The sequence below is a fragment of the Variovorax sp. Soil_C_12 genome (genome assembly GCF_057657375.1).
Genome location: NZ_JBDGIO010000002.1, coordinates 572,383 through 596,503 on the forward strand (window position 1 = coordinate 572,383; position 24,121 = coordinate 596,503).

26 protein-coding genes and 2 pseudogenes are annotated in these 24,121 nt (G+C 67.8%); 6 read left to right on the top strand and 22 right to left on the bottom strand.

Annotated elements, in window-relative coordinates; all coding sequences use genetic code 11:
• Positions 1–79: 79 nt before the first annotated feature.
• Genes AC3A6X_RS07710 through AC3A6X_RS07720 form a run of 3 tightly spaced genes read right to left on the bottom strand, consistent with a single transcriptional unit; the run spans position 80 to position 2,145 of the window.
• On the bottom strand, positions 80–397 hold the full coding sequence (locus AC3A6X_RS07710) for a non-heme iron oxygenase ferredoxin subunit (RefSeq protein WP_487841624.1): 318 nt from the start codon (positions 395–397) through the stop codon (positions 80–82).
• Between the two features lie 8 nt (positions 398–405).
• On the bottom strand, positions 406–876 hold the full coding sequence (locus tag AC3A6X_RS07715; RefSeq protein WP_487841625.1) for an aromatic-ring-hydroxylating dioxygenase subunit beta: 471 nt from the start codon (positions 874–876) through the stop codon (positions 406–408).
• A gap of 3 nt (positions 877–879) precedes the next feature.
• The gene (locus AC3A6X_RS07720) at positions 880–2,145 is read right to left on the bottom strand and encodes an aromatic ring-hydroxylating dioxygenase subunit alpha (protein ID WP_487841626.1); all 1,266 of its coding nucleotides are present in this window, start codon (positions 2,143–2,145) and stop codon (positions 880–882) included.
• A 120-nt stretch (positions 2,146–2,265) separates the two neighbouring features.
• Here AC3A6X_RS07720 and AC3A6X_RS07725 point away from each other — a divergent pair, with 120 nt between their 5' ends.
• Positions 2,266–3,180 (top strand): LysR family transcriptional regulator, encoded by a 915-nt coding sequence (locus AC3A6X_RS07725; RefSeq protein ID WP_487841627.1) that lies wholly within the window; start codon positions 2,266–2,268, stop codon positions 3,178–3,180.
• A gap of 28 nt (positions 3,181–3,208) precedes the next feature.
• Here the strand turns inward: AC3A6X_RS07725 and AC3A6X_RS07730 are convergent, their stop codons facing one another.
• The 7 genes from AC3A6X_RS07730 to AC3A6X_RS07760 all read right to left on the bottom strand — a co-directional run bounded on the left by AC3A6X_RS07730 (position 3,209) and on the right by AC3A6X_RS07760 (position 9,591).
• Positions 3,209–3,640, bottom strand: coding sequence for a universal stress protein (locus AC3A6X_RS07730; RefSeq protein WP_309962607.1), 432 nt, complete (start codon positions 3,638–3,640; stop codon positions 3,209–3,211).
• A gap of 10 nt (positions 3,641–3,650) precedes the next feature.
• Entirely contained in the window at positions 3,651–4,367 is a 717-nt protein-coding gene (locus tag AC3A6X_RS07735) for a TerC family protein (protein ID WP_487841628.1), read from the bottom strand.
• A gap of 143 nt (positions 4,368–4,510) precedes the next feature.
• Complete coding sequence (locus tag AC3A6X_RS07740; protein WP_487841629.1) at positions 4,511–5,902, bottom strand: sensor histidine kinase; 1,392 nt, start codon at positions 5,900–5,902, stop codon at positions 4,511–4,513.
• A complete protein-coding gene (locus AC3A6X_RS07745) occupies positions 5,889–6,563 on the bottom strand; it encodes a response regulator transcription factor (protein WP_106556288.1) in 675 nt (224 codons plus the stop codon). The genes AC3A6X_RS07740 and AC3A6X_RS07745 overlap by 14 nt, the downstream gene beginning before the upstream one ends.
• Positions 6,564–6,626: 63 nt before the next feature.
• On the bottom strand, positions 6,627–7,871 hold the full coding sequence (locus AC3A6X_RS07750; RefSeq protein ID WP_487841630.1) for a CaiB/BaiF CoA transferase family protein: 1,245 nt from the start codon (positions 7,869–7,871) through the stop codon (positions 6,627–6,629).
• Positions 7,872–7,946: 75 nt separating this feature from the next.
• A complete protein-coding gene (locus AC3A6X_RS07755) occupies positions 7,947–8,726 on the bottom strand; it encodes an IclR family transcriptional regulator (protein ID WP_487841631.1) in 780 nt (259 codons plus the stop codon).
• Positions 8,727–8,808: 82 nt separating this feature from the next.
• Positions 8,809–9,591 carry an IclR family transcriptional regulator gene (locus AC3A6X_RS07760; RefSeq protein WP_487841632.1) on the bottom strand — a complete coding sequence of 261 codons (783 nt, stop codon included), beginning with the start codon at positions 9,589–9,591 and terminating at the stop codon, positions 8,809–8,811.
• Positions 9,592–9,754: 163 nt separating this feature from the next.
• Between AC3A6X_RS07760 and AC3A6X_RS07765 the strand changes: the two genes are divergently transcribed.
• From AC3A6X_RS07765 to AC3A6X_RS07775, 3 genes are read left to right on the top strand one after another with little or no spacing between them, the layout of a single operon-like run.
• Positions 9,755–10,723: a Bug family tripartite tricarboxylate transporter substrate binding protein gene (locus AC3A6X_RS07765; RefSeq protein ID WP_487841633.1), complete on the top strand. Its 969-nt coding sequence runs from the start codon at positions 9,755–9,757 to the stop codon at positions 10,721–10,723.
• Positions 10,724–10,737: 14 nt separating this feature from the next.
• Complete coding sequence (locus tag AC3A6X_RS07770) at positions 10,738–11,898, top strand: acyl-CoA dehydrogenase family protein (RefSeq protein ID WP_487841634.1); 1,161 nt, start codon at positions 10,738–10,740, stop codon at positions 11,896–11,898.
• Positions 11,899–11,907: 9 nt separating this feature from the next.
• Positions 11,908–13,071: an acyl-CoA dehydrogenase family protein gene (locus AC3A6X_RS07775; protein ID WP_487841635.1), complete on the top strand. Its 1,164-nt coding sequence runs from the start codon at positions 11,908–11,910 to the stop codon at positions 13,069–13,071.
• A 165-nt stretch (positions 13,072–13,236) separates the two neighbouring features.
• Here the strand turns inward: AC3A6X_RS07775 and AC3A6X_RS07780 are convergent.
• From AC3A6X_RS07780 to AC3A6X_RS07800, 5 genes and pseudogenes are all read right to left on the bottom strand, one after another.
• A pseudogene (locus tag AC3A6X_RS07780) lies at positions 13,237–13,500 on the bottom strand (aldolase/citrate lyase family protein); the annotation flags it as partial.
• A gap of 39 nt (positions 13,501–13,539) precedes the next feature.
• Positions 13,540–13,728, bottom strand: a pseudogene (locus AC3A6X_RS07785) (hypothetical protein); the annotation flags it as partial.
• A complete protein-coding gene (locus AC3A6X_RS07790; RefSeq protein ID WP_487841636.1) occupies positions 13,725–14,201 on the bottom strand; it encodes an ASCH domain-containing protein in 477 nt (158 codons plus the stop codon). The pseudogene AC3A6X_RS07785 and the gene AC3A6X_RS07790, both read right to left, overlap by 4 nt.
• On the bottom strand, positions 14,198–14,320 hold the full coding sequence (locus AC3A6X_RS07795; protein WP_487841637.1) for a DUF1272 domain-containing protein: 123 nt from the start codon (positions 14,318–14,320) through the stop codon (positions 14,198–14,200). The genes AC3A6X_RS07790 and AC3A6X_RS07795 overlap by 4 nt, the downstream gene beginning before the upstream one ends.
• 352 nt (positions 14,321–14,672) lie before the next feature.
• The gene (locus AC3A6X_RS07800; protein WP_487841638.1) at positions 14,673–15,119 is read right to left on the bottom strand and encodes an NUDIX hydrolase; all 447 of its coding nucleotides are present in this window, start codon (positions 15,117–15,119) and stop codon (positions 14,673–14,675) included.
• A 358-nt stretch (positions 15,120–15,477) separates the two neighbouring features.
• Between AC3A6X_RS07800 and AC3A6X_RS07805 the strand changes: the two genes are divergently transcribed.
• Together AC3A6X_RS07805 and AC3A6X_RS07810 are read left to right on the top strand one after the other, a co-directional pair.
• A complete protein-coding gene (locus AC3A6X_RS07805) occupies positions 15,478–16,050 on the top strand; it encodes a carboxymuconolactone decarboxylase family protein (RefSeq protein WP_487841639.1) in 573 nt (190 codons plus the stop codon).
• Positions 16,047–16,868, top strand: a complete 822-nt coding sequence (locus AC3A6X_RS07810) for an amidohydrolase family protein (RefSeq protein WP_487841640.1) — start codon at positions 16,047–16,049, stop codon at positions 16,866–16,868. The genes AC3A6X_RS07805 and AC3A6X_RS07810 overlap by 4 nt, the downstream gene beginning before the upstream one ends.
• Before the next feature lie 5 nt (positions 16,869–16,873).
• Here AC3A6X_RS07810 and AC3A6X_RS07815 read toward each other — a convergent pair whose 3' ends face one another.
• From AC3A6X_RS07815 to AC3A6X_RS07845, 7 genes are all read right to left on the bottom strand, one after another.
• On the bottom strand, positions 16,874–17,488 hold the full coding sequence (locus AC3A6X_RS07815) for a glutathione S-transferase family protein (protein ID WP_487841641.1): 615 nt from the start codon (positions 17,486–17,488) through the stop codon (positions 16,874–16,876).
• Positions 17,488–18,717 carry a CaiB/BaiF CoA transferase family protein gene (locus AC3A6X_RS07820; RefSeq protein WP_309962547.1) on the bottom strand — a complete coding sequence of 410 codons (1,230 nt, stop codon included), beginning with the start codon at positions 18,715–18,717 and terminating at the stop codon, positions 17,488–17,490. Before AC3A6X_RS07820 ends, AC3A6X_RS07815 begins: the two co-directional genes overlap by 1 nt.
• 109 nt (positions 18,718–18,826) lie before the next feature.
• Positions 18,827–20,044, bottom strand: a complete 1,218-nt coding sequence (locus tag AC3A6X_RS07825) for an acyl-CoA dehydrogenase family protein (protein ID WP_487841642.1) — start codon at positions 20,042–20,044, stop codon at positions 18,827–18,829.
• 72 nt (positions 20,045–20,116) lie between these two features.
• The gene (locus AC3A6X_RS07830; protein WP_487841643.1) at positions 20,117–20,893 is read right to left on the bottom strand and encodes an enoyl-CoA hydratase/isomerase family protein; all 777 of its coding nucleotides are present in this window, start codon (positions 20,891–20,893) and stop codon (positions 20,117–20,119) included.
• A gap of 25 nt (positions 20,894–20,918) precedes the next feature.
• Positions 20,919–21,884: a Bug family tripartite tricarboxylate transporter substrate binding protein gene (locus AC3A6X_RS07835; RefSeq protein WP_487841644.1), complete on the bottom strand. Its 966-nt coding sequence runs from the start codon at positions 21,882–21,884 to the stop codon at positions 20,919–20,921.
• Between the two features lie 7 nt (positions 21,885–21,891).
• Positions 21,892–22,959 carry a mandelate racemase/muconate lactonizing enzyme family protein gene (locus AC3A6X_RS07840; RefSeq protein ID WP_487841645.1) on the bottom strand — a complete coding sequence of 356 codons (1,068 nt, stop codon included), beginning with the start codon at positions 22,957–22,959 and terminating at the stop codon, positions 21,892–21,894.
• A gap of 25 nt (positions 22,960–22,984) precedes the next feature.
• Positions 22,985–23,968 carry a Bug family tripartite tricarboxylate transporter substrate binding protein gene (locus AC3A6X_RS07845; protein ID WP_487841646.1) on the bottom strand — a complete coding sequence of 328 codons (984 nt, stop codon included), beginning with the start codon at positions 23,966–23,968 and terminating at the stop codon, positions 22,985–22,987.
• Between the last annotated feature and the right edge of the window lie 153 nt (positions 23,969–24,121).

The window sequence follows — 24,121 nt, forward strand, 5'->3', positions numbered from 1 at the left end:
ATGTCTCCTGAATTTCTGATGGGCATGCGGCGGCCGCACCGCGGCGCATCCGCGGAGCACTGCCAAGGGAAAGCGGGGATCAGTCCAGCGCGAGGAACACGCGGCCGGCTTCGATCCTGACCGGATACGACTTGATCGCCTCGGTCACCGGCGCGCAGCTCGGCTGCCCATTGCGGACATCGAACTTGCCCTGGTGCAGAGGGCACTCGATCTCGTGACCTTCCAGGAAGCCCTCGCACAGGCGCGCATGCCCGTGCGTGCAGATGTTGTCGGTCGCGAAGATCTGGCCGTCGACGCTGTACAGCGCCACGTCATGGCCGTCCACGAGGATGCCGATCACGTCGTCCGCCGGAACATCGTCGACCGGCGCGGCATCGGTCCATTGCAAATCACTCATGGCGGTCCTCAGATCGGATAGATGACGGAGTTGGGGATCATCTCGCTGTCGTAGATGACGAGGCGAGAGGCGAACTTCAGTCCCTGCTCGGTACGCACGACGACGTCGATGTACCGCCCGACGTTGAAGACCGAGGACAGCTCGGAGAGCTTGGTGCGAAACACCGCGTAGTTGGCCTCGCATTCGCAGCGCCCAGCTTCGGCCTTGCGAATCACCGGCGCGCCGGTGACGTTGCGCTGGTAGTACGGGTCGTGGAACAGCGTCTCCCGGATGCCGTATACCCGATCCTTCAGCATGCCCTTGCTTTCGAAGGACAGCGTGGCCAGCGGAAAGCCCCGCTCGTAGTTCTCGCGCGGCTGCAGCCGGTAGGTGCAGTCCTCGGTGAAGAACTCCGGCCAGAGCTCCCACTCGCCGGAGCTCACGGCGCTGGCGTAGTTGGCGTAGAGCTGGTTCAGCTCGAAGTAATCCTGGAAGTCCATCGCTCAAGCCTCCATGACCTTGCGCCAGTACTCGTACATGCCGCGGATGAGCGTTTCGGTGACCATGTGGTCGGTGTCGCCGACCTCGCGCCCACCCAGCTCGGCCAGCGTGCGATGGAACGGCTTCTGCTCGAAGCCCTTCTGCGACAGCTCGATCACCTCGCCGTCGTCCGCCGACACGAAGCCCGCCGGTCCGAAGAGGTTGGCCTGGCGCAGGCGCCGCTGCGTCATGGCCTCGTCGTCGTCCTCGAAGCCGAAGTGCGTCCAGACGAAGTCGAAGTTGCCCGGGCCGCTCGGCTGGATGTGCCGGGTCGAGACACTGTTGACCTGCTGCTGGAAGATCACGCTCGGGAACAGCGTCATCATCACCGCGGTGGGGCCCCCCCACCAGGGCTCGGGCACGATGTCCAGGAAGCGGTCGTCGTTGAGCTGCATGCTCTCCTTGAAGCTGGAGACCTGCGTGACCTGGTCGGCCTTGCCGCTCGTGCCGCGGGTCGAGATCATGGCGGCGTGCCGGTGGTGCCGGTCCATCTTGAGCTCCGACTTGTTATCCGCGCGCCAGAGCCCGAAGGTCACGAACCAGGTGTGCAGCAGGCCCGGGTGGTAGGGGTCCTTGATGTTCTCCTGCATCAGCTTCCAGTTGCCGGGGATGCGCTGGCGGTTGTAGCCCAGGATCTTCAGCTTGCGGCCGTTGAACAGGCGATCGAAGTAGCCGAGGATCGCCGGGCCCATGAAGTCCTCGAGCGACTCGACCTCCGGGTCGAAGGACGCGAAGACCACCCCACCGCGCGTCGCCACCTTCAGCTTGTTGAGGCCGTGCTCGGCCGTCTTGAAGTCGGCCGGCATCCCGCCGTTGACCTTGCCGTCCTGCTTGACGCCGCGGCGGAAGGGCACGCCCTGCAGGTCGCCCTTGAGGGTGTAGTTCCACTGGTGGTAGGGGCAGGTAAAGCCGCCGTCCTTGCGGTTGCCGTGCCGCTCGCGGCAGAACTGCATGCCGCGATGGGCGCACACGTTCTCGACGACGTTGATGCTGCCCTCGGCATCGCGCACCATGATCACCGAGCGCTCGCCGATCACCGTGCGCTTGAAATCGCCGGCGTTCGGGATCTCGGCCTCCAGGCCGACGTAGCACCAATGGCCGCGGTAGAAGAGGCGCTCGAGCTCCCGGCGATGCTGGTCGGCCTCGGTGTAGGCCATGAACGGTATGCGGCTGGTGCCCTGGCTTTCCCAATGGATCTGCTTGGGAAAGACGGCCGTTGCGTCATCCATGTCTTGTCTCCTGTGTGCTGTCGCCACGTCGTGGGGTACTCGAATCATCGCGATTCCCCTGTCATCGATCAATAGAATGTGGGCAATAGTGCAGATTGATTTCGCGAATGTGGAGCGGGCATGGAGCTCAAGGACATCGACCTCAACCTGCTGGTTGTCTTCAACCAGCTGCTCATCGACCGCCGGGTCTCGAAGGTGGCCGAGAACCTCGGGCTGTCGCAGCCTGGCGTCAGCAATGCCCTGGCGCGTCTGCGCAGGCTCACCGACGACCCCTTGTTCCTGCGAACGCCCAAGGGCATGGAGCCGACGCCGTTCGCCGAGCAGCTGGCCGAACCGACCGCGCGTGCGCTGCAGGTCATCCATGCCGCGATCAATCAGCAGGCGTCCTTCGACCCGGCGACCTCGACACGTGCCTTCACCGTCGGCATGACGGACATCGGGGAGATCTACTTCCTGCCCAAGCTCATGAAGGAGCTGGCGCGCATTGCGCCCCGTGTTTCGCTCAGCACGGTTCGCAATGCGGCAGTCAACCTTCGCGACGAGATGGAAGCGGGCCACGTGAGCCTGGCCATCGGCCTGTTGCCGCAGCTGAAGGTCGGCTACTTCGAGCGCCGGCTCTTCAAGCAGCACTACGTCTGCATGTTCCGGCGCGGCCATGCGCTCGACAAGCGGGAAATATCGCTGCGCGAATTCTCGGCAGCCGAGCATGTCATCGTGGTCTCGGAGGGCACCGGCCACGGCAGGGCGGACGAGCTTCTACGGCGCAGGAGCATTGCCCGCAAGATCGTCCTGACCGTGCCGCACTACGTCGCGGTGGGGCATATCCTGCATGACTCCGACCTGGTGGCCACCGTTCCAGAGCGGCTCGCCCAGGCCTTGGCGGAGCCCTTCGGGTTGTCCTACGTCCGCCATCCGGCCAAGCTGCCCGAGATCGCGATCAACCTCTTCTGGCATGGCCGCTACAACAAGGATCCTGCGAACGCATGGCTGCGCTCGCTGATCATCCGGCTTCACGGGGAAGGCGAGCCGGGTTGAGCGTCGCGGCCCAACCGGCACTTCTCGTTCAGGAGCCGATGACCTGGGGGTCTCCGTTCGCACCCAGGTGCTGGCGCACTTGCTGCGCCAGCGAGCCGAAGATCGTTCCCGCCAGGCCGGGCTCGTCGCGGCCGAAGACGATGCGGTTGCAGCCGTAGTCGCGAGCGGCCACGGCAATCGTCTCGGCCGTGCGCCCTACCAGCACGGTGCTGGTGTAGGGCACGCCGGCCAGGTCGAGCAGTTTCTGCGCGTACTGCAGATCCTCGGCGCCTGCGTCCAGCTGCAAGTCGAGCAGCTCACGCGGGTCGAAGAGCATCGCGACATGACCCGAGACCTTGGGCTGTACCCGCAGCAGGCGAATGCTCACCTGCTCGCTACGGCGCATGCGCAGTACCTGTTCGATGGCCGAGCGCGTTCGAGCGGGCTGATCCGGGTCGATGGGAACCAGGATTCGCGTCATGCGGGCACCCTCAGACGGCGGGTTGCTTCTTGGCCGCTGCCTGCAGTTGTTCGCGGCGCTGTGCGCTGCGGGTGCCCAGCCACTTGCCGATCGCCACCACCGACATGGCACCGAGCGCAGGGACCACCGTGTGCAGCGTGTGACGTTCGGCGGCCCAGCCGGCGATGGCCGGATCCGTGATCGCCATCTCGCCGGCCACCCAGCCGAGCAGGGCGGCACCGAGCACGATGATGACCGGGAATCGATCCATCAGTTTCAGGATCAGGGTGCTGCCGAAGATGATCAGGGGAATGCTGATCACCAGACCGAAGACGAGCAGCGGAACATTGCCCTTCGCTGCAGCAGCGACGCCGACGACGTTGTCCAGGCTCATGACCAGGTCGGCCAGCACGATGGTCTTGATGGCCGCCGCCAGGCCGGCGTGGCCTTCGATGCCTTCCTCGTCGTCCTCGCCCTGGAGCAGGCCCACGCCGATCCAGAGCAGTAGCGCTGCGCCCACGAGTTTGAGGTAGGGCAGGGTCAGCAGATAGACGGCGAAGAAGGTGAGGATCACGCGCAGCACGATGGCGCCGACGCTACCGAAGATGATCGCCTTCTTCTGCTGGGCGGGTGGCAGCGAGCGCGAGGCCATCGCGATCACGACGGCGTTGTCGCCGCTCAGGACGATGTTGATCAGGATGATCTGCGACAGGGCGATCCAGAATTCGGGACTCGACAAAAACGACACGGTGTCTCCTTGGTTGGGGGGTTCGAAACCACTTCGGTTTCGCCACCCGCGAGCGTAGAGACCTGTGCTGTCACCTTTCTGCCGGCCGGCTGACAGCCGGATGTCCGCAAGCTGTCAGCAAGCTGACAGAGCGCCTGCGCCGATCAGGCGGCGCGCAAGGGGAAGAAGACGCTGAAGGTGTTGCCCACGCCGTCGGCGTCTTCCTCTAGCGTGATGCGCGCGCCGTGCAGGGTGGCGATTTCGCTGACGATGGCGAGCCCGAGGCCGCTGCCATCCTCCTGCGTCCCGAGCAGGCGGTGAAAGCGCTCGAAGATGCGGGCGCGCTCCTCCACCGGGATACGGGGGCCGTCGTCGCTGATGGCCAGGCGGCACTGGTCGCTTCCGATCTGGCCGGCCTGCACGGTCACCCGGCCGCCCGGCTGGCTGTAGCGGATCGCGTTGTCGATCAGGTTGTTGACCAGCTCGCGCAGGCGGTCCCGGTCGGCGTCGATCATCAGCGGATGATCGGCACCTTCGAAGCCCAGGTCGATGTTGCGCTTGATCGCCTGCGGCGCCCACTCCATGCTCACCTCCAGGGCGTGGGCATTCAGGTCCAGCGGCTGCAGCTGCATGGAGTCGAGCGCGCCGGGCTCGTTGCGGGCCAGCGAAAGCAGCTGGCGCACCAGCCTCGACAGCCGGTCGGCGCTGACATAGAGCTGCGCGAGCGAATGGCGCACCCGCTGCGGATCGCTCTCCCGCAGCGCCAGCTCGATCTGGACCTTCAGGCCGCTGACCGGCGTCTTCAGCTGGTGCGCGGCATCGGCCACGAAGCGGTTCTGGAAATCGAAGGTGCGCCCCAGGCGTGCCATCAGCTCGTTGACCTCGTCCACCAGCGGCCGCACCTCGCCTGGAACGTCGTGGGTGTCGATCGGGCTCAGGTCCAGGTGCGAGCGGTCCGACACGGCACGCCGCAGGCGCTGCAGCGGCTCGAGCCCGCGCGAAACGCCGAACCAGACCACGGCCGTCGCCATGACGATCAGGAGCAGCTGCGGCAGCACCACGTTGGCCACCATTTCCCAGGCCAGGCGCTCCCGCTTGTTGAGCGTCTCGGCCACCTGCACCAGGACCAGCGGCGGCCCGGCGTCCGGGCCGATGGGCATCGAGGCCACCATCATCCGCACGGGCTCGCCGCGCACCGTGTCGCCGTAGAAGTCCGGCTTGGCGGGCTTGCGCGTGCGCGGCGCAGGCAGCTGCGGATCGCCGCCCAGATCGGCGCCATCGTCGCCGAGAACGCGAAAGAAGAGCTGGTCTTCCTGATCCACGACCAGGATGTTGGCCGCGGCCTCCGAGAGTTCGAGCCGGGGCCGCGTTCCGTCGAGCTTCACATGCAGCGCGATCTCGCGTCCGATCTCGTGCAGCGCGCGGTCGTAGGCGAGGTTGGAGAAGCGCCACGAGCTCCAGTAGGCGGCGGCGGTATCGAGCACCAGCAGCACGGCCAGCGGCCCGAGCAGCCACGCCAGCAGCTTGCGCTGCAGCCGCGGCTCAGACCTCCGCATCGCTGCTGTCGATCAGGTAGCCCATGCCGCGCACGGTGCGGATCTCGCAGCCGAGCGGCTCCAGCTTCTTGCGCAGCCTGTAGACATTGACTTCGATCGCGTTGTCGCCGACCTCGTCGCCCCAGCCATAGAGGTGATTGACCATCTGCTCCTTGCTCACGACACGCCCCGCGCGCATCAGCAGCAGTTCGAGCAGCGCGAGCTCGCGCGGCGACAGTTCCAGCGGCCGCTTGTCGTGGAACACGCGGCGGCCCACGGTGTCGAAGCGCAGCCGGCCATGCTCGAGGTGGGGCGTGGACTGGGTACTGCGGCGCAGCAGCGCCCGCACGCGCGCCTCGAGTTCCGGCAGGTCGAAGGGCTTGGCGAGGTAGTCGTCGGCGCCCAGGTCGAGCCCGCGGACGCGGTCGGCGAGGGTGTCGAAGGCAGTGAGCATCAGCACGGGCATGGTGGACTTGCGCGCCCGCAGGCGCTTCAGCACATCCAGTCCGCTCAGCCCGGGCAAGCCGATGTCCAGGATGGCGAGGTCGTAGCTGCCGGCGGCGAGTGCGTGGTCGGCCTCCTCGCCGGTGGAGACGACGTCGACGGCATGGGCGGACTGCACCAACGCCCGCGACAGCGCGTCGGCCAGCACCCGGTCATCCTCGACGAGCAATATCCGCATTGGTTTCCTGACTGCGTGTCTCCTTGCCGATGCTAACCCCAAGTCTCCGGCGCCATCGGGCTTTCAAATCACCCCGTCGCGCCGGAGCCTGTCCAGTTCATCGCCGGGAAGGCCCAGTGCGCCGTAGATCTCCGCGTTGTGTTCGCCCGCGGCCGGCCCGGTGCGCGGCGCAGCGGGTTTGAAGCCCGAGAAGCGCGGCACGATCATGGGCGCCGGCAGAGAACCCAGGTCCGGATCGGGCAGGCGGATGACGGCTTCGCGGGCAATGAAGTGCGGATCGGCGATCACGTCATCGACCGCATAGACCTTGCTGTAGGGCACGCCCCCGCGCGTCAGGGCCTCGGACAGTTCGGCCAGCGTCCGGGACGCGCACCACGCGGCGACGATCGCGTCGATCTCGTCGATGTTGCGAACGCGGTCCGGCGTGGTGGCGAAGCGCGGATCGTTTGCCAGCGCGGGCTGCTCCATGGCCTGGCAGATGCGCTTGAAGATGGGCTCGGAGGAGCCCACCAGCGTCACCCATTGATCGTCCGCGGTGCGGTACATGTTGGAGGGTGCGGTGTAGGTGGCCCGGCTGCCGGAACGGCTGCGCGCCTGCCCCAGCAACTCGTGCTCGACCGGCAGCGCCTCCAGCAGCCGGAACATGGCCTCGGTCGCCGCGAGGTCGATCTCGCGGCCCGGCGCGTCGGGGTGGCGGTGCCGTTCCGCAATCGCGGTGGCGATGGAGAAGGCACCGAACAAGCCCGCGATCACATCCCCGAGCGGGTAGTTCATGTGCTGCGGACTGCGGCCGCTCTCGCCGGTCAGGTGGGCGAAGCCGCTCATCGCCTCGAAGATGCGGGCGAAGCCCGGGCGTTGCGCATAAGGTCCGGTCTGGCCGAAGCCGGTGACGCGCAGGATGATCAGCTTCGGGTTGACCGACCACAGCGTCGCCGCATCCAGCCCCCACTTGTCGAGCGTGCCGGTGCGAAAGTTCTCGACCAGCACGTCGAAGGACTCGATCAGCCGGAGGAACAGCGCGCGGCCTTCGGGCTTGCGCACGTCGAGCGACACGCCCTTCTTGCCGCGGTTCGAGACCTTCCAGAACAGCGCGTGCTCCGGCGTGGTCGGCGACAGGGAGCGCAAGGGGTCGTTGCCCTCCGGCAGCTCCAGCTTGACGACCTCGGCCCCCAGGTCGGCGCACAGGGAGGCCGAGAACGGCGCCGCGATCACGGTGGCCATGTCCAGGATGCGGATGCCGGCCAGCGGCCCCTGGGCGGCAGGCGGCGGCGTTTGCGCGATGGCGGTGGGGTGTTCGACGGATTGCATGGTTCGAAGTCTCGTTGCAGCGGTCCATTTGCCGCAACTCGTGTTTCGATATCCTGAACGCCGCAGCGATCGTGGCTATCGCAGGCCGAGCGCGAACTCGACGCTGTGCGCCAGCGTGACGAGCCGCGGCCCGATCTCCCGGCGCATCTGCGCAAACCCGCCGCGCTTCGACGCCACCGCGCAGTTCAGCACGAACTGCGTGCCATCCACCCATCCCTGCAGCGGTACGGCAAAGCCATGGCGGTTGGGCTGCCAGTCGGCCCGTGCGCTGCAGAAGCCGTCGCTCGCCAGTTCTTCCCGGGCCAGGGTCACTGCCGCGGCGTAGCGCTCGAACTCGGCTGGCGCGGCGACCCGTATCTGGTTCAGCAGCGAACGGCGGTCTTCAGCCGTGGCGCGGGCCAGCCAGGCACGCCCCATCGCGGTGGCCAGCATCGGGATCGGCGCGCCGATGTCGGGCGTCACCACGAAATCCTCGCTGTCGCGCGCGGTCTCGACGTAGACCATGTGGATGCGGTGCCGCAGGCCCAGTGAGACGGCGCCCTCGATCTCGCGCGCCAGGGTTTCCATCATCGGCCGCGCAACCGGGCGGATGCGCATGCTGGCCAGCAGGGGGTGGCTCAGGCCCAGCACCGCAGCACCGAGCCGGTATCGGGCCGTGGCCGGGTCCCGCCGCAGGTAGCCCAGCAGCGTCAGCGTGTGCGTCAGGCGGGCCACGGTGGGCCTGGAGAGCCCCGTGCGTTCCGCAAAGTCCTTGTTGGCCAGGCTCGGCTCGCCGGCGTGAAAGCACAGCAGCAGGTCGATGCCGTTGGCGAGGGTGGTGGCGAACTGGCGGTCCTTGTTGTCGGTCTTTTTCATCGCCGGGCCGCCCCAAGATGAAAAACGCCCCCTCGGGGGGCAGCGACCACACGAAGTGAGGGAGCGTGGGGGCGGCATTTTTTCATGGCGTAGTGCCGAGGTCGGCCTCCACGCTGCGTGCCAGCTCGACGAGGCGGGGCCCGATGCGCTGCTCGAGCTGACGCGGTGCAAGCCGCGCGGTGAGCACGCCGCAGTTGAGAACCAGCGTTTCGCCGTCCTGGGGGATCAGGATCGGCACGCCGACCGCCTGCACGTCGCTGCGCCACGCGCCGCGGGAGATGCAGAAGCCCTTTCGCTTCAGATCGGCCTGCGCCTGGATGAGATCGCCTTCGTACCGCTGCACCTGGCCGGGTTCCGACGCCTCGATCTGCGCCAGGACTTCTTCGCGCAGCCCCTGCGGCGCCTGCGCGAGCCAGCTGCGGCCCATCGCCGTGGGCAGCATCGGGATGGCCGCTCCGATGTCGGGCCGCCATGCGCTGAGGTCGTGCCCGCGACTGGTCTCGACGTAGACCATGCGCGTGCGGTCCCGCATGCCCAGCGACACCGAGCCGCCCACTTCGTCGGCCAGCTGCTTCATGCGCGAGCGCGCGACTTGCCGGATGCGCAGGCTGGCCATCAGCGGATAGCCGATCGTGAGCGCCGTGGAGCCCAGGCGATAGCGCCGCAGGTGCGCATCGAAGACCACGAGGCCGCGCGCGGCCAGGGTGTAGGTCAGTCTCGAGATGGTCGCCTTCGACAGGCCCGTGCGCTCCGCGAGCTCCTTGTTGCCGAGCGCGGGTTCGCCGACGGTGAAGCAGTGCAGGACCTGCAGGCCGTGCTGCAGCGTGGTCGCGAAGTCGGGGTCGGGGTGGCGGGCGGCGGGCATGTGAGGACAGGAGTTGCGCACCGGATGCTACGTCGGGCTGCGTGCGCCGGCGAGGGCTGGCGTTCAAGATAGAGAAACATGGTTTTCCATATGTCATGCCCGTCGGTAGTCTTCAGAGCTCGCAACGCCCACCGATTCCACACGAAATTTCCTGGAGACCTCCATGCGCAAGATGTTCCTGATGGCCGCCGCCAGCCTGCTGGCATTGGCTTCCGCCGTGCACGCCGAGCCGGGCTATCCGACCAAGCCGATCCGCCTCATCGTGCCCTTCGCGCCCGGTGGCTCCACCGACGTGCTCGCCCGGCTGCTCGCCGAGGCCTTGCGTCCCGAGCTGGGGCAGCCGGTCATCGTCGAGAACAAGGCCGGGGCCGGTGGCAACATCGGTGGTGACTTCGTCGCCAAGGCGCCGCCCGACGGCTACACGCTGCTGATCGCCGCTGCGGGCCCGACCGTCATCAACCCCAGCCTCTACGCCAGGATGCCCTACGACCCGGTCAAGGACCTGCGGCCGGTGACCCTGCTGATCCAGGAACCGAACCTGATGGCGATCAACCCGAAGATCCCGGCGAAGACGGTGCCCGAGTTCATCGCCTACGCCAAGTCCAGGCCGACCGAGGTCAGCTTCGGCTCGCCGGGCAACGGCAGCCCGGCGCACCTGGCGGGCGAATGGTTCAATCAGCTCACCGGCACCACCATGGTCCACGTGCCGTACAAGGGCACGGGCCCGGCGCTGAACGACCTGCTCGCCGGACAGATCGCGATGATGATCGACAACATGCCGGCCCTGTGGCCCCATGTGCAGTCGGGCAAGCTCAGGGCGCTGGCCGTGTCCACCGACAAGCGCGCCACAGCCGCACCCGACATCCCGACCGTCGCCGAGTCCGGCGTCAAGGGCTTCTCCTTCGGCGCATGGAAGGGCCTGATGGCGCCCGCCGCCACGCCGCCGGAGATCGTCGAGCGCCTGCACGCCGCCGCGACCAAGGCCTTGGCCAAGCCGGACTTCCGCAAGCGCCTGATCGACCTGGGCGCCGAGCCGGTCGGCAACACGCCGGCGCAGTTCGCCGCGGTGATCAAGACCGAAACGGCCTCTTGGGCAGCGCTGGTCAAGTCCACCGGCACGAAGCTGGACTGATCGAGGAGCGAGACATGCAGCGTGATCCCCAAGCCTTCGAGCAATTCCTCGGCAGCCTTCGCAGCTACGTGCGCGAGCGGCTGGTCCCGAACGAGGCGCGCGTGGCCGAGGCCGACGAGGTGCCCGCCGACCTGGTGGCCGACATGGCATCACAAGGTCTGTTCGGCTGGTCGATCCCCGAAGCCTATGGCGGCGCGGGCATGACGACCGAAGAGCTGGTGCTGGCCGCCCTGGAGCTGTCGCAGTGTTCGGTGGCATTCCGGGCCCGTGTCGGCACCAACACCGGCATCGGTTCCGAGGCCCTGGTGGCCGATGGCACCGAGGCGCAGAAAAGACGCTACCTTCCCCGGCTCGCCAGCGGCGAGCTCACCGGGGCCTTCGCGCTGACGGAGCCGGAAGCCGGTTCGGATGCCGTCTCGCTGCGCAGTTCGGCGCGGCGCGAAGGCGAGCACTTCGTGCTGAACGGCACCAAGTGCTTCATCACCAACGCGCCGATCGCAGGCCTCTTCACGGTGATGGCGCGCACCGACCCCGCAGACCAGTCGGCGCGCGGCGTCACGGCCTTCCTGGTCGAGCGCGGCATGCCCGGGCTCAGCACCGGCCCGGCCTACAAGAAGATGGGCCAGGCCGGCTCGCCGGTGTCCGAGGTGCACATGGACAACTGCATCGTGCCGGCGGAGAACGTCATCGGCGGCCGCGAAGGCCAAGGCTTCAAGACCGCAATGAAGGTGCTCAACAAGCAGCGCATCCACCTGGCCGCCCTGTGCATCGGCCCGGCGATCCGCATGCTGGAGGATGCGGTGAGCTTCGTGGCCACGCGCAAGCAGTTCGGCCAGGCGCTCGCCAGCTTCCAGCTGGTCCAGGCCCTGATCGCCGACAGCCAGACCGAGATCCATGCCGCCCGGGCGCTGGTACTGGACACCGCGCGCAAGCGCGACGAGGGCATCGACGTGACGATGGAGGCGTCGATCTGCAAGTACTTCGCCTCCGAGATGTGCGGCCGCGTGGCCGACCGCTGCGTGCAGATGCTGGGCGGCTACGGCTACATCGCGGATCACGGCATGGAGCGGTTCTACCGCGACGTGCGGCTGTTCCGGCTCTACGAAGGCACGAGCCAGATCCACCAGCTCAACATCGCCAAACGTACCCTGGCGCAAGCCGGGTATGGTGGCTGAGGCGCCGGCATGTTCGGCTACAGCGATCGGCTTCCCGCCCTGCGCGAGGCGGTGCGCCGCTTCGTCGATGATGAGGCCATCCCGCGCGAGAGCCCGGCGCTCGCGCACGACCTGAACGCCCTCGAAGAGACGGCCCATCTGTTGCGCGGCAAGGCCAGGGAGGCGGGCCTCTACGGGCCGCAGCTCCCGGCGGCCTGGGGCGGCCTGGGCCTGTCCTGGCGCGATCGTTCGGTGATCCTCGAAGAGGCGGGCCGCAGCTTTCTCGCGCCGCTGGCCATGAACTGTGCGCCGCCGGATCAGCCGAACATGATCAACCTGCTGACCGACGGCTCACCCGCGCAGCAGCAGCGCTACCTCGCGCCCCTGGCACGCGGCGAGACGAGGTCCTGCTTTGCGATGACCGAACCCGAGCCCGGCGCGGGTTCCGATCCGTCGATGCTGCAGACCGTGGCCGAGCGCCGCCCCGGCGGATGGTCGATCTCCGGCCGCAAGTGGTTCATCAGCGGCGCGGTGGGTGCCTCGTTCGCGCTGGTGCTCGCCAGGACCGGCGAGGGCGCGACGATCTTCATCGTCGATGCCGACAACCCCGGCTACCGCGTGGTGCGCAACATCGCCAGCATCGACGGCTTCCAGATCGGCGGCCACGGCGAGATCGAGCTCCAGGACTGCTTCGTCGGCGACGATGCGGTGCTGGGCGAGGTGGGCCGGGGCTTCGCCTCCGCGCAGATCCGGCTCGAACCGGCGCGCCTGTCGCACTGCATGCGATTCATCGGGCGCGCCTCGCGTGCGATGTCGCTGGCGCAGGACTATGCGAAGCGCAGAAGCTCCTTCGGGCAGCCCCTGGCGCAGCTGCAGCAGGTGCAGGCGATGGTGGCGGATTCCCACATCGACCTCCATGCCGCACGCCTGATGACCTGGCACGCCGCTGCGAAGCTCGACGCCAACGAAAGCATCAAGCACGAATCGGCCATGGTGAAGGTGTTCGTGTCGGAAGCGGTGGGACGGGTGGCGGATCGCGCCGCGCAGATCATGGGAGCGCTCGGCATGTCCGAAGACGCGCCGGTCTCGATGATCCTGCGCGAGATGCGCCCTTTCCGCATCTACGACGGCGCCTCGGAGCTGCACCGTTCCACGCTGGCGCGCCGCGTCTTCAAGGAGTCGCGAGCCCCCTGATGCGCACCGCGGGCGGCAATGCTCAGTAAGCGGATGCCCCGGCGGCGCTCATCGCGCTCTCGGTGCCGAGGCCGAATTCGCCGGCCAGGCGGCGTGCAGCCTGCGCGAGCAGCGTGACGTCGATGCCGACTGCCACGAAGGTGGCGCCGAGCTCGAGGTACCTGCGTGCCAGCGCGAGGCCCGTGCCACGGCAGCGCCGACGCCGCGCACGCCCTCCGGCGGATAGCGCGTGGCCGCGACCAGCGCGCGCGCCTGTGCAGCGGTGTCGACCATGGGGACCAGCAGGTTCTGCGCACCGATATCGAGCAGCTGCTTGATCAGCGCGGTGTCGCCGCTCGCGGCACGCACGACCGGCTGGCCGGGATAGGCCGCGACCGCCTGCAGCTGCGCCAGCGTGCTGCGCACATCGTTGGGGGCATGCTCGCCGTCGTGCTGGAAGCGCTCTACAGCGAACTGCGTCAGTTCGGTCGATGGCCAGAGCTTGTCGTCGATGCCGGTGATCCTGAGCACAGGCCCGTTGATCTTCTCTACCCGGATGGACGCCTCGCTCGCGTACGCGGCATCCTTCAATGCAATGAAATACCAGTCGAAGCTGTCTTCTCGTGCGCTCCCGGCGGCCAGTGCGAGACAGGTTTGGGGCAATGTGTCGAACTTCATCGGCCGTTGCCTCGGTAGATGACACTGAACCGCTCGCACGCCACAGGCATGGTCAGACTCGGTTCCCGACCCAGGCGCGCGCACTCGCGGCCAAAGTAGGCCCAGTGCACGCGGCGCCAGTACGCCAACGACCCATCGCCTTCGCCTTCGATGGCTGCGAATTCGGCGGTGACTTGGTCGAATGGCAACACCTCGACCTGCAGAGTTTCGATGACACAGGCAGGCCTTCCGTCCCAGTAGGTGACGACGCTGAGGGCACCGGGCTCGGGTGGTGAACCGCCTGCGTTCTCGAATGACCAGACCAGACCAGCAGTGGCCCGCTTGACGCCGGCAAGCACAAGGTCGGCAAGCTCGTTGGCGGTGGCCTCGTTGTCATCGAAGTGGAACGCCTCGAAGAACCGGTCGGAGCAATCCTCTCCAACCTCGGCGCAGAAAGCGCCCCAGAGCATCGCGATGCTTGAAGGAATGCTCATGCTCGTCTTGGGCAGCCATGACGGTTGATTGGAGGGTCTGTGCCGATGATCCGTGCGGCAGTCGGTTCTGGCGGCAAGTCTCGGTCACAACACTCGCATCCGGGACGCATCGGGAGCATGGCGAAGACCTCTGGTAGTCTGGTCAAGGAAGCTTAAGCGAAGCCGCACCGGACAAGGAACCTCCTCTCTCATCTTTCCAAGGAGTTCATGGTGAAACCCTCCATGCGCCGCTGGCGGCTGCTTCTGTTACTGCTGTCATTCGGCCTGTTCCTGCCGCTGAGCGCGCAGACCGCGGCTCAGGTGGTGGACATCCCGACTCGACCCGGCGTGACGCAGCGTTTCATCTACCTCGCTCCCGACAACCCGCGCGCCGCAGCCATCCCATCCGAGATCACATACCAGGGCGCCTTGTCTTGCAGAAGTGACGCACTGTGTTGTGGGTCGGGGCGAACTTGCTTGTGGCCCGGATTCCTAAGCTTCGACCGGCGGCATCCCCTCGAAGCCCGGTAGCCTCCGAAGCAGCGCCGTCATCGACTTCGCGGCAAGCGCCGGGACATCGGCGATGTCCACCCACCTGAACTGGTCCACTTCAGGGGTCATCACGCCCGACGCGTGGTGAGGGAAGAAGCTCGTGCACTTGCATGCCGCGATATCGCAGTCGCGCGTGTGCAGGACGACACGGAACAGGTGCAGTTCCTTTCGGGGGAGATAGGCCATGCGCCCGAGCTCCTCCATCGAATCCGCAGTCAGTTCGATGCCTGTCTCTTCCCGGACTTCGCGGATGGCCGCCTCGCGCGCGGACTCGCCTTCTTCCGCGCCACCCTTCGGGATGTCCCAGTGCTTCTGCCCGGTGGCGTGCGCCAGCAGGAGCTGACCTTGCTCGTTGAGGATGAGCACCCCATAGGAAGTGGCTTTCATGGCCTGCGGATTGTCGTCGGAAGAGCCCTGTACCGAAGCGGTGGCCAGAGCTCGCTGATGTCATCGATCGCGAACCTGGCGCAGGAGGTCTGCGAGTTCTCGAAGCTGTTCCAGACCAGCGCGTTCGACGCGAAGGATCCGACGGACCTCGGGGTCGCGCTCTTTGGGGGCGTCGGGGCTGCGAAGTCGCGGGGGCGAACCAGGGCTCGATGAAGCGAGATGGCACCCATCGGTCGACTGCTTCGCCTTGCGAGTTTCCGCATAGCAGCGTTGCCGTGAACCTGGAGGCCGGCGCGCTGTCGTTGCCTATGATGGACCACATCGGTCGACCTTCCGGTCGCGTCCTCTGGAACATGCCATGCCACGGATCTCACTGCCTTCCCCAGACATCATGGACGCTGCCCAGCGGGCGGTGTACGACAAGATCATTTCCGGTCCGCGCGGAAAGATCCAGGGACCGTTGCGCGCGGTCCTGCACAACGCAGAACTTGCAGACCGATGGCAGGCGTTCGGCGCGCTGTTGCGCTATGGCACCTCGCTGCCTGCGCGGCTGTCGGAGATCGCCATCCTGGTGACGGGGCGCGCCTGCCGCTCACCCTTCGAGTGGTACGCGCATCGCATCGAGGGCGAGAAGGCCGGCATCGAGCCGCCCATCATCGATGCCTTGCTGGCGCAGACCGAGCCTCCGGGGATGTCGCAAGACGATGCGCTCGTGTGGCGCTATGCGGTGGAGCTGAACCGCGACAAATCGGTTTCGGACGCGACCTATGCCGCGGTGCTGGAGCGCTTCGGCGAGCGCACCGTGGTCGAGCTCACGGCGCTGATCGGCTACTACACCATGGTCGCCATGACGCTCAACTGCCACGAGATCCCGCTGCCCGAAGGTGTGCAGCCTGCCTTCCCGCTGCCGCAGCACGAAGCGCTGCGATGAACAACGTCGACGCGCCGGGCAGCTGGGACTGCCACGCCCACCTCTTCGGCCCCTACGAACGCTTCCCCCTGGCGGCGGAGCGCAGCTACACGCCGCCGGAGGCCATCGAGCCGCAGTACACCGCGCTGTTGCGACGCCTCGGCCTCAGCAACGGCGTGCTGGTCCATCCCAGCGCCTATGGCGACGACCATTCGCTGCTGCTGCATGCGCTGGCGGTTCAGCCCGCGCTGCGCGGCGTGGTCGTGGTGCGGCCCGGCAGTCCCCTGGGCCTGGCGGACCTGCGGGCGCAGGGCGTACGTGGCGCCCGCTTCAGTCACCGCAGCGGCGCCGGGGCCAACTTCGCGGGCAGCGCGTCGCTGGCCGACCTGCAGGCGCTCGCGCCCCAACTCGCCGATGCCGGGCTGCACGCGGAGCTCTGGACCGACTGCCGCGCACTCGGCGAGATCGCAGCGCAGCTGCGGGCGCTGCCGGTCCCCGTCGTCATCGACCACATGGGCGGCTTCGACCCGAAGGCGGGCGTCGAGGACCCCGGCTTCCGGACTTTGCTCGGCCTCCTGGAGACAGGAAAAGTGTGGGTGAAGCTGTGCGCCTACCGCAACCTGTTGAACGACAGCGACTGGGAGGTCGGGCGCGAGTTCCAGCAGAAGATGGTCGCCGCCAATCCCGAGCGGCTGGTGTGGGGCAGCGACTGGCCCCACCTGCGCGTGACGCCGGCGCCGGATCCGGTCCAACTGCTGGACATGTTCATGGAATGGGCGGGCAGCGATGCCGTGGTGCGTCAGGTTCTGAGCACCAACGCGGAACACCTGTACCGCTGATCCCCTCAGCCATCGACCGGGCGGGTCGCCTGGAAGGAGGGCCGCCTGCACAGCGCGTCGAACCAGTCCGCCAGGCGCGGTGCCTGCGCCCGCCAGCCGAGGGCGTCGAAGCGGTAGTCGAGGTAGCCGAGCGCACAGCCCACCGTGACCTGGCCGATCGAGAAGGGCTCCGTCGCGAGCGCCCCCGCTTCCGCATCCAGCATGCGCAGCGAGGCATGCGTCTTCAGTTCGAAGGCCTCCAGCAGCGGCTGCAGCGGCACCTGGCGCTCGCGCTCGTTGCGCCAGAGGATCAGGGCATCGAGCAGACCATCGCCGAAGGCATGCCAGCGCAGCGCCTGCCAGCGCGGCTCGCCTTCGGGGAACAGCATTCCGCCGGCCCGTGCGTTGAGGTACTCGCAGATCACCACCGAATCGAAGAGCACGGAGCCGTCCTCGCGGACCAGCGTCGGGATCTTGGACAGCGGATTGACCGCCATGATCTCCGGGTTCGGCCGGAGCATGGCGGCCACCGAGCGCACCAGCTTCAGCTGCGGCGCGAGGCCCAGTTCATGCGCGCACACCATCACCTTGCGCACGTAGGGTGACTTGGGCGACCAGTGCAGGGTCAGGGCGGCAGCCATCAGATCACCTCCGCCTTTCGCAATGCTTCGATGTCGGCGCCGGCGTAGCCCAGTTCGGAAAGGATCGCCTCGCTGTGCTGGCCGAGCACGGGCGGCGCGCTGCCGGCCGGCAGGGCCTCCCCGCCGAAGCGCATCGGGCTGGCGACTTGCGGTGCGTCCACGCCGCTCGGGTGCGGCGCATGGCGCAGCAGGCCGCGCGCCTTGACCTGCGGATCCTTGAAGACGTCGGCGACGGTGTTGATGGGCCCGCAAGGCACGCCGACGCCGTCGAGCGCGGCGATCAGCTTCTCGCGCTCCCATTCGGCGAACTGGTCGCACAGCAGCGCCGACAGCTCGCCGATGTTGCGCACCCGCTGGGCGTTGGTCGCGAAGCGCGGGTCGCTCGCCCACTCGGGCTGGCCGAACACCTGGCACAGCTTGGCGAACTGGCCGTCGTTGCCCACCACCAGGATCACGTCGCCATCGGCGCAGGCGTACACGTCCTGCGGCTGGATGTTGGGGTGGGCATTGCCGTTGCGGCGCGGCACCTTGCCCGAGACCAGGTAGTTCATGGCCTGGTTGGCGAGCGTCGCGACCTGCACGTCGAGCATGGCGATGTCGATGGTGTCGCCGACGCCGGTCCGGTCGCGCCGCGCCAGCGCCGCCAGCACGGACACGGCGGCGTACATGCCGGTCATGATGTCGACGATGGGCACGCCCACCTTCTGCGGTCCGCCGCCGGGCCTGCCGTCCTTCTCGCCCGTCACGCTCATCAGCCCGCCCATGGCCTGGATCAGGAAGTCGTAGGCCGGCTGGTCGCGGCGCGGGCCGGTCTGGCCGAAGCCGGTGACCGAGCAGTAGATCAGTCGCGGATTGATCTCGCGCAGCGAGGCCTCGTCGAGGCCGTAGCGCGCCAGCGTGCCGGCCTTGTAGTTCTCCAGCACGATGTCGGCGCGGGCCGCCAGCTCCTTCACGATCTTCTGGCCTTCCGGTTTCTCCAGGCTGACCGTGATGGAGCGCTTGCCGCGGTTGACCGCGAGGTAGTAGCCGGCTTCCCGGGTGTCGTGGCCCTCGGCGTCTTTCAGGAAGGGCGGTCCCCAGCTGCGGGTGTCGTCCCCGGCGCCCGGCCGCTCGACCTTGATGACTTCGGCGCCCAGGTCGGCCAGGATCTGGCCTGCCCATGGGGCGGCGAGGATGCGGCTGAGGTCGAGGACCTTGACGTGGGACAGGGGGCCGGTGGCAGTGCTCATGTGGCGAATCTCCTTGATGCCTTGCATTCTCGAAGTCGCCGTGCCGCCCGACTAGCGCCCGGGCGTCAACACTGTGATGCGCCGGCGCGCAACTCGTCCTTGACGCCTTTCAGCGGTGCTTCGCGAGTTCCAGCTTGGCGATGGCGTTGCGATGCACTTCGTCCGGTCCATCGACCAGCCGCACGGTGCGCTGGTGCGCGTAGGCCTCGGCCAGCCAGAAGTCCTGGCTGACGCCGCCACCGCCATGGGCCTGGATGGCCCAGTCCACCACCTTGCACGACATGTTGGGCGCGACCACCTTGATCATCGCGATCTCGGCGCGCGCCACCTTGTTGCCCACGGTGTCCATCTTCCACGCCGCGTTGAGCGTCAGCAGGCGGGCCTGGTCGATCATGCAGCGCGACTCGGCGATGCGTTCGTGCCAGACCGACTGCTCGGCCAGCGGCTTGCCGAAGGCGATGCGCTTCTGCAGGCGGTCGCACATCAGTTCCAGCGCGCGCTCGGCGGCGCCGATGGAGCGCATGCAGTGGTGGATGCGGCCCGGCCCCAGGCGGCCCTGCGCGATCTCGAAGCCGCGGCCCTCGCCCAGCAGGATGTTGTCCACGGGCACGCGCACGTTCTCCAGCACGACTTCCATGTGGCCGTGCGGCGCGTCGTCGTAGCCGAACACCGACAGGTGCCGCGCCACTGTGACGCCGGGGGTGTCGCGCGGCACCAGCACCATGGACTGCTGCGCATGCCGCGGCGCGTCCGCGTCGGTCTTGCCCATGACGATGAAGATCTTGCAACGCGGGCTGCCGGCGCCGGAAGAGAACCACTTGCGGCCGTTGATCACGTAGTGGTCGCCGTCGCGCCGGATCGAGCACTGGATGTTGGTGGCGTCCGACGAGGCCACGGCGGGCTCCGTCATCAGGAAGGCGGAGCGGATCTCGCCGGCCAGCAGGGGCTTTAGCCACTGCTGCTTCTGCGGGTCGGTGGCGTAGCGCTCCAGCGTCTCCATGTTGCCGGTGTCGGGGGCGGAGCAGTTGAACACCTCCCCGGACCACGACACGCGCCCCATCACCTCGCACAGCGGTGCGTAGTCGAGATTGGAGATGCCGCCGTGGCCCTCGTAGGGGTGCGGCAGGAACATGTTCCACAGGCCGGCCGCGCGCGCCTTCGGCTTCAGCTCCTCGATCAGCGGCACCACCTGCCAGGGGCTGCCCTGGCGGCGGAACGCATCCATCTCGCGGTGGTAGCGCTCCTCGTTGGGGTAGATGTGCTGGTCGAAGAATGCGCGCAGGCGCTGCAGCAACTCGGCGGATTTCGGGGACGGTTCGGCAAACATGGGCGCTCCTTGGGACGAAGCCATCATTGGACCCGGAGCGACCGGCCCTGTCGATCACCCGAGCGACAGCGCTCAGCGGCCGGTGAAGACCGGCGCCCGCTTCTCGGCAAAGGCGCGCTGCGCTTCCTTGGCATCGTCGGTCTTGCCGATCTGCGCGGTCATGTCCTGCTCGTAGCGGTAGCCGTCGCGCAGGCTCATGTCCTCGATCACGTTCAGGGTGTGTTTACCCATCCGGGTCGACACCGGGCTCTTCGAGGCGATGGTGCGCGCGATCTCCAGCGCCCTGGGCATCAGCTCCTCGGGCGGCACGCAAGCCTCCACCACGCCCAGCCGGTACAGCTCGGCGCCGTCCACGCGCAGGCCGGTGAGCGCCATGCGGCGCAGGCGCGAGTGGCTGAACAGGCGCATGGCATGGCGACAGCCGCCCAGCAGGCCGACGTCCACTTCGGGCAGGCCCAGCGACGCTTTCTCGGAGGCGATCAGCACGTCGCTCGAAGCCACCATGGCCAGCCCGGAACCGAGCGCGGCGCCGTTGATGGCGACCACCACCGGCTTCGCGCATTCGCGGATCGCGTGGAAGCACTCGCGGGTGCGGCGCGAATGGGCCGGCAGGTCGCCCGGCCCTTTGATCACCGAGGCCCGGCCCTTGAGGTCGGCGCCTGCGCAGAACACCTTGCCGGCACCGGTCAGCACCACGGCGCGCACCTCGTCCATTTCGGAGATGCGATCGAGCGCGAGCGTGAGTTCGTCGTTGAGCGTGCGGGTCAGTGCGTTCACCGGCGGCGCGTTCATGGTGAGGGTGGCGACGAAGTCGTCGAGGCGCACTTCGAGTTGTGTCAGGTCGTTCATGGAGGGTTCCTTTCCTTGTTCGGATTCAATCGAGCTTGGCGCCGGAGACTTCGATCACCTTCTTCCACTTGGCCGCCTCGCTGCGGATCAGCGCGGCCATCTCCGCCGGCGTGCTGCCCTGGGGAACGACACCGCTGGCGGCGAGTTGCTCCTTGAGTTCCGGCGACTCCAGCACCGCGTTGATGTCCCGGTTCAGGCGCTCGATGACCGCCTGCGGCGTCTTCGCCGGCACCGAGATGTAGTTGATCGGCGCCGCATCGAAGCCCTTCAGCTCGTCGGCGATGGGCGGTACGTCGGGAAGCAGTGGCGAGCGCCTGGCAGTGGCCACACCGAGCGCGCGCAAGGCGCCGCTGTCGATGTGCGGCTTGTAGACCGCGATGCTGTCGATCGCCATCTGCACCTGACCCGACAGCAGGTCGCTCAGTGCCGGACCGGTGCCGCGGTAGGGGATGTGGACGATGGACACGCCAGCGGACTGCTTGAACGACTCGCCGGCCAGGTGGCTGCTGGCGCCCTGGCCGGCGCTGGCGAAATTGACCTTGCCGGGGTTGGCCTTGGCATAGGCGATGAACTCCTTGAGCGTGCGCACGGGCAGATTCTTGTTCACCACCAGCACATTGGGAACGATGGCCACTTCCGATACCGGCACCAGGTCACGCACTGCGTCGTAGGGCAGCTTCGCCATCAGGTAGGGGTTGGCCATCTGCGGGCCTGGCGTGGTGTACAGCAGCGTGTAGCCGTCGGCTTGCGCCTTGGCGACCAGGTCGGCGGCCAGCGTGCCGCCGCCGCCCGGTTTGTTGTCGACCACCACCGGCTGCCCGAGCCGCCTGGCGAGCGGGGCCGCCACGGCACGGGCCACGATGTCGGCGCCGCCGCCCGGCGCGAAGGGCACCACCAGGCGCAACGGCCGGCTCGGATAGTCCTGCGCCGCGGCGCCGACGGCCAATGCGGCCAGGAGGAGGCCTGCGCCCCGGCGAATTCTCGTCTTCATGTCGTCCTCAGTTCTTGTAGCGCACGCCGCAGCCGGGACCTTCCGGCAGCCGCAGTTGTCCGTCGTGCACCGGCAACGGCGTAAAGGGATCGTCCTGCAGGTGCAAGTGCTCCGACAGCTCGCAGGCATGGGGCAAGCGCCGGATCACGCTGGCGGCCTGCAGGCTCATGGCCTGCAGCAGCGCGGGCCCGAAGGCCGCGCCCATGCGGCAGCCGACTTCGCCGGCCTCGCAGATGCGCACGGCTTGCAGGAAGCGGCGGATGCCGCCGAGGTTGGTGAGCTTCAGGTTGATCACGTCCACGGCACGCTCCGAAACCAGACGGAACACGTCGCGCACGCTCTGGGCACTTTCGTCGGCCTCGATCGCCACCGGCAAGGTGCGCGTCAGCAAGGCCAGGCCCGCGACATCGGCGGCCGGCACCGGCTGCTCGATCAGCGCGATGCCGTAGCGCTCCATGCGGCCGAAGGCGGCGATCATCTGCTTGGCGTTGTACGACTGGTTGGGGTCCAGCGTGAGTGCCACTCCCTCGCCGACGGCGGCGCGCACCGCTGCGATGCGCTGCACGTCGAGGTCGGTGTCGCCGGAGAGCTTCAGCTTCAGTTGCCTGTAGCCCTCATCGGCCAGCCGGCCGGCCATGGCGGCCATCTCGTCCGGCGTCTTGATCGGCAGGATGCGCGACAGGGCCACTGCGTCGCGCAGCTTGCCGCCCAGGAGCACATGCACCGGCACGCCCAGGCGACGCGCCAGCAGATCGTGCAGCGCCATGTCGATCGCGGCCTTCACGGTGGGCTGGTAGGCCAGCGTGGTGTCGATCTCTTCCATCGTGCCGGCGAGGTCTTCCACCGGCCGGCCGACCAGGCTCTGCGCCAGGAAGGCGAGGCCCGCTTCGGCGCCGGCGCCGTGGGTGGAGATGGCGGGAATGGCGTGGCAATACCCCAGGCCCTCATGCCCATCCTGATCGGCCAGGCGCAGCACCCAGCCCTCCAGCCGCGGCACCTGGGCGCGCGCGAACTTCCATTGCGGGTCGGCCAGCGCCTGCGTGCAGGGCTGCAACGTGGCTGTGGTGATCTTCATGGCAAGGCGTCCAGCGGGAAGCGCATCACTCCAGCGTGATCCTGGCCTTGCCGATGATGTCCTTCCACTTGGCGGATTCGGCCTGTATCAGCTGCTGGTACTCGGCGCTGGTGGCGGTGACCGGCAATGCGCCCTGCTGCAGGAGCTGCTGCTTCATCTCGGGCGCGTTGACGGCGGAGACGAACGCCTCGCGCACCCGCGTCGCGATGGCGGCCGGCACGCCCTTGGGCGCGACGATGCCGTAGGTGGTTTCCATCGTGACCTTGGGCAAGCCCTTCTCTGCCGTGGTCGGCACGTTGGGCAACTGCGGCGCGCGGCTGGCGGCAGCCACCGCCAGGGCCTTCAGGGAGCCGTTGTTGATGTGCGCCATCACCGGCAGCAGGTCCACCATGGCGACCTGCACCTCGCCACCCAGCAGGCCGGTGATGGCCGGTGCGGCGCCCTTGTACGGGACGTGCAGGATGTTGATCTTGGCCTGGTCCTTGAAGATCTCCATGCCGATGTGCGGGGTGGTGCCGGGGCCGGCCGAGCTGTAGCTCAGCTTGTCGGGCTCGGCCTTCGCCTTCTTCACCAGCGTCTCGAGCGAATCGATGCCCGACTTGCTGTTGACCACCAGCACGCTGGGGATCTTCGCCACCAGCGTCAGGTACTGGAGGTCGTCGAGCGCGTAGGGCGCCTTCATCAGGTTGGGCATGCCGGCCAGCGGGCCGGGCGCCACCAGTGCGAAGGTGTAGCCGTCGGCGCTCGCCTTGACGGTCGCATCGACGCCGATGGTGCCGCCCGCGCCGGCGCGGTTGTCGACCACCACCGGCTTGCCCAAAGTGGCGCCCACCTTCGTCGCCAGCAGGCGCGCGATGGCATCGGTCGGACCGCCCGCCGCGTAGGGCACGATGAGCTTGATGGGCTTGGCCGGCCAGTCCTCGGCCTGCGCGGCAGTGCCGGTGATGAAAAGGCCGCCCACGAGCGTCAGGGCGATGGTGGCGAAAAACGGGCGGCGGGTCGGTGTCATGGTGTTGTCTCCTAGGGTGCGGTGGGTCCGGCGATCGGGCCGGATGCGGCGATGGCGCAGTCTAGGAGCGACAGCCCATGCCAGCCATGCACCATTCGCGCAAGGCTGCTATGCAGGCCGTCCTGACCCGTCCTGCATAGCAGCCTTGCGCGT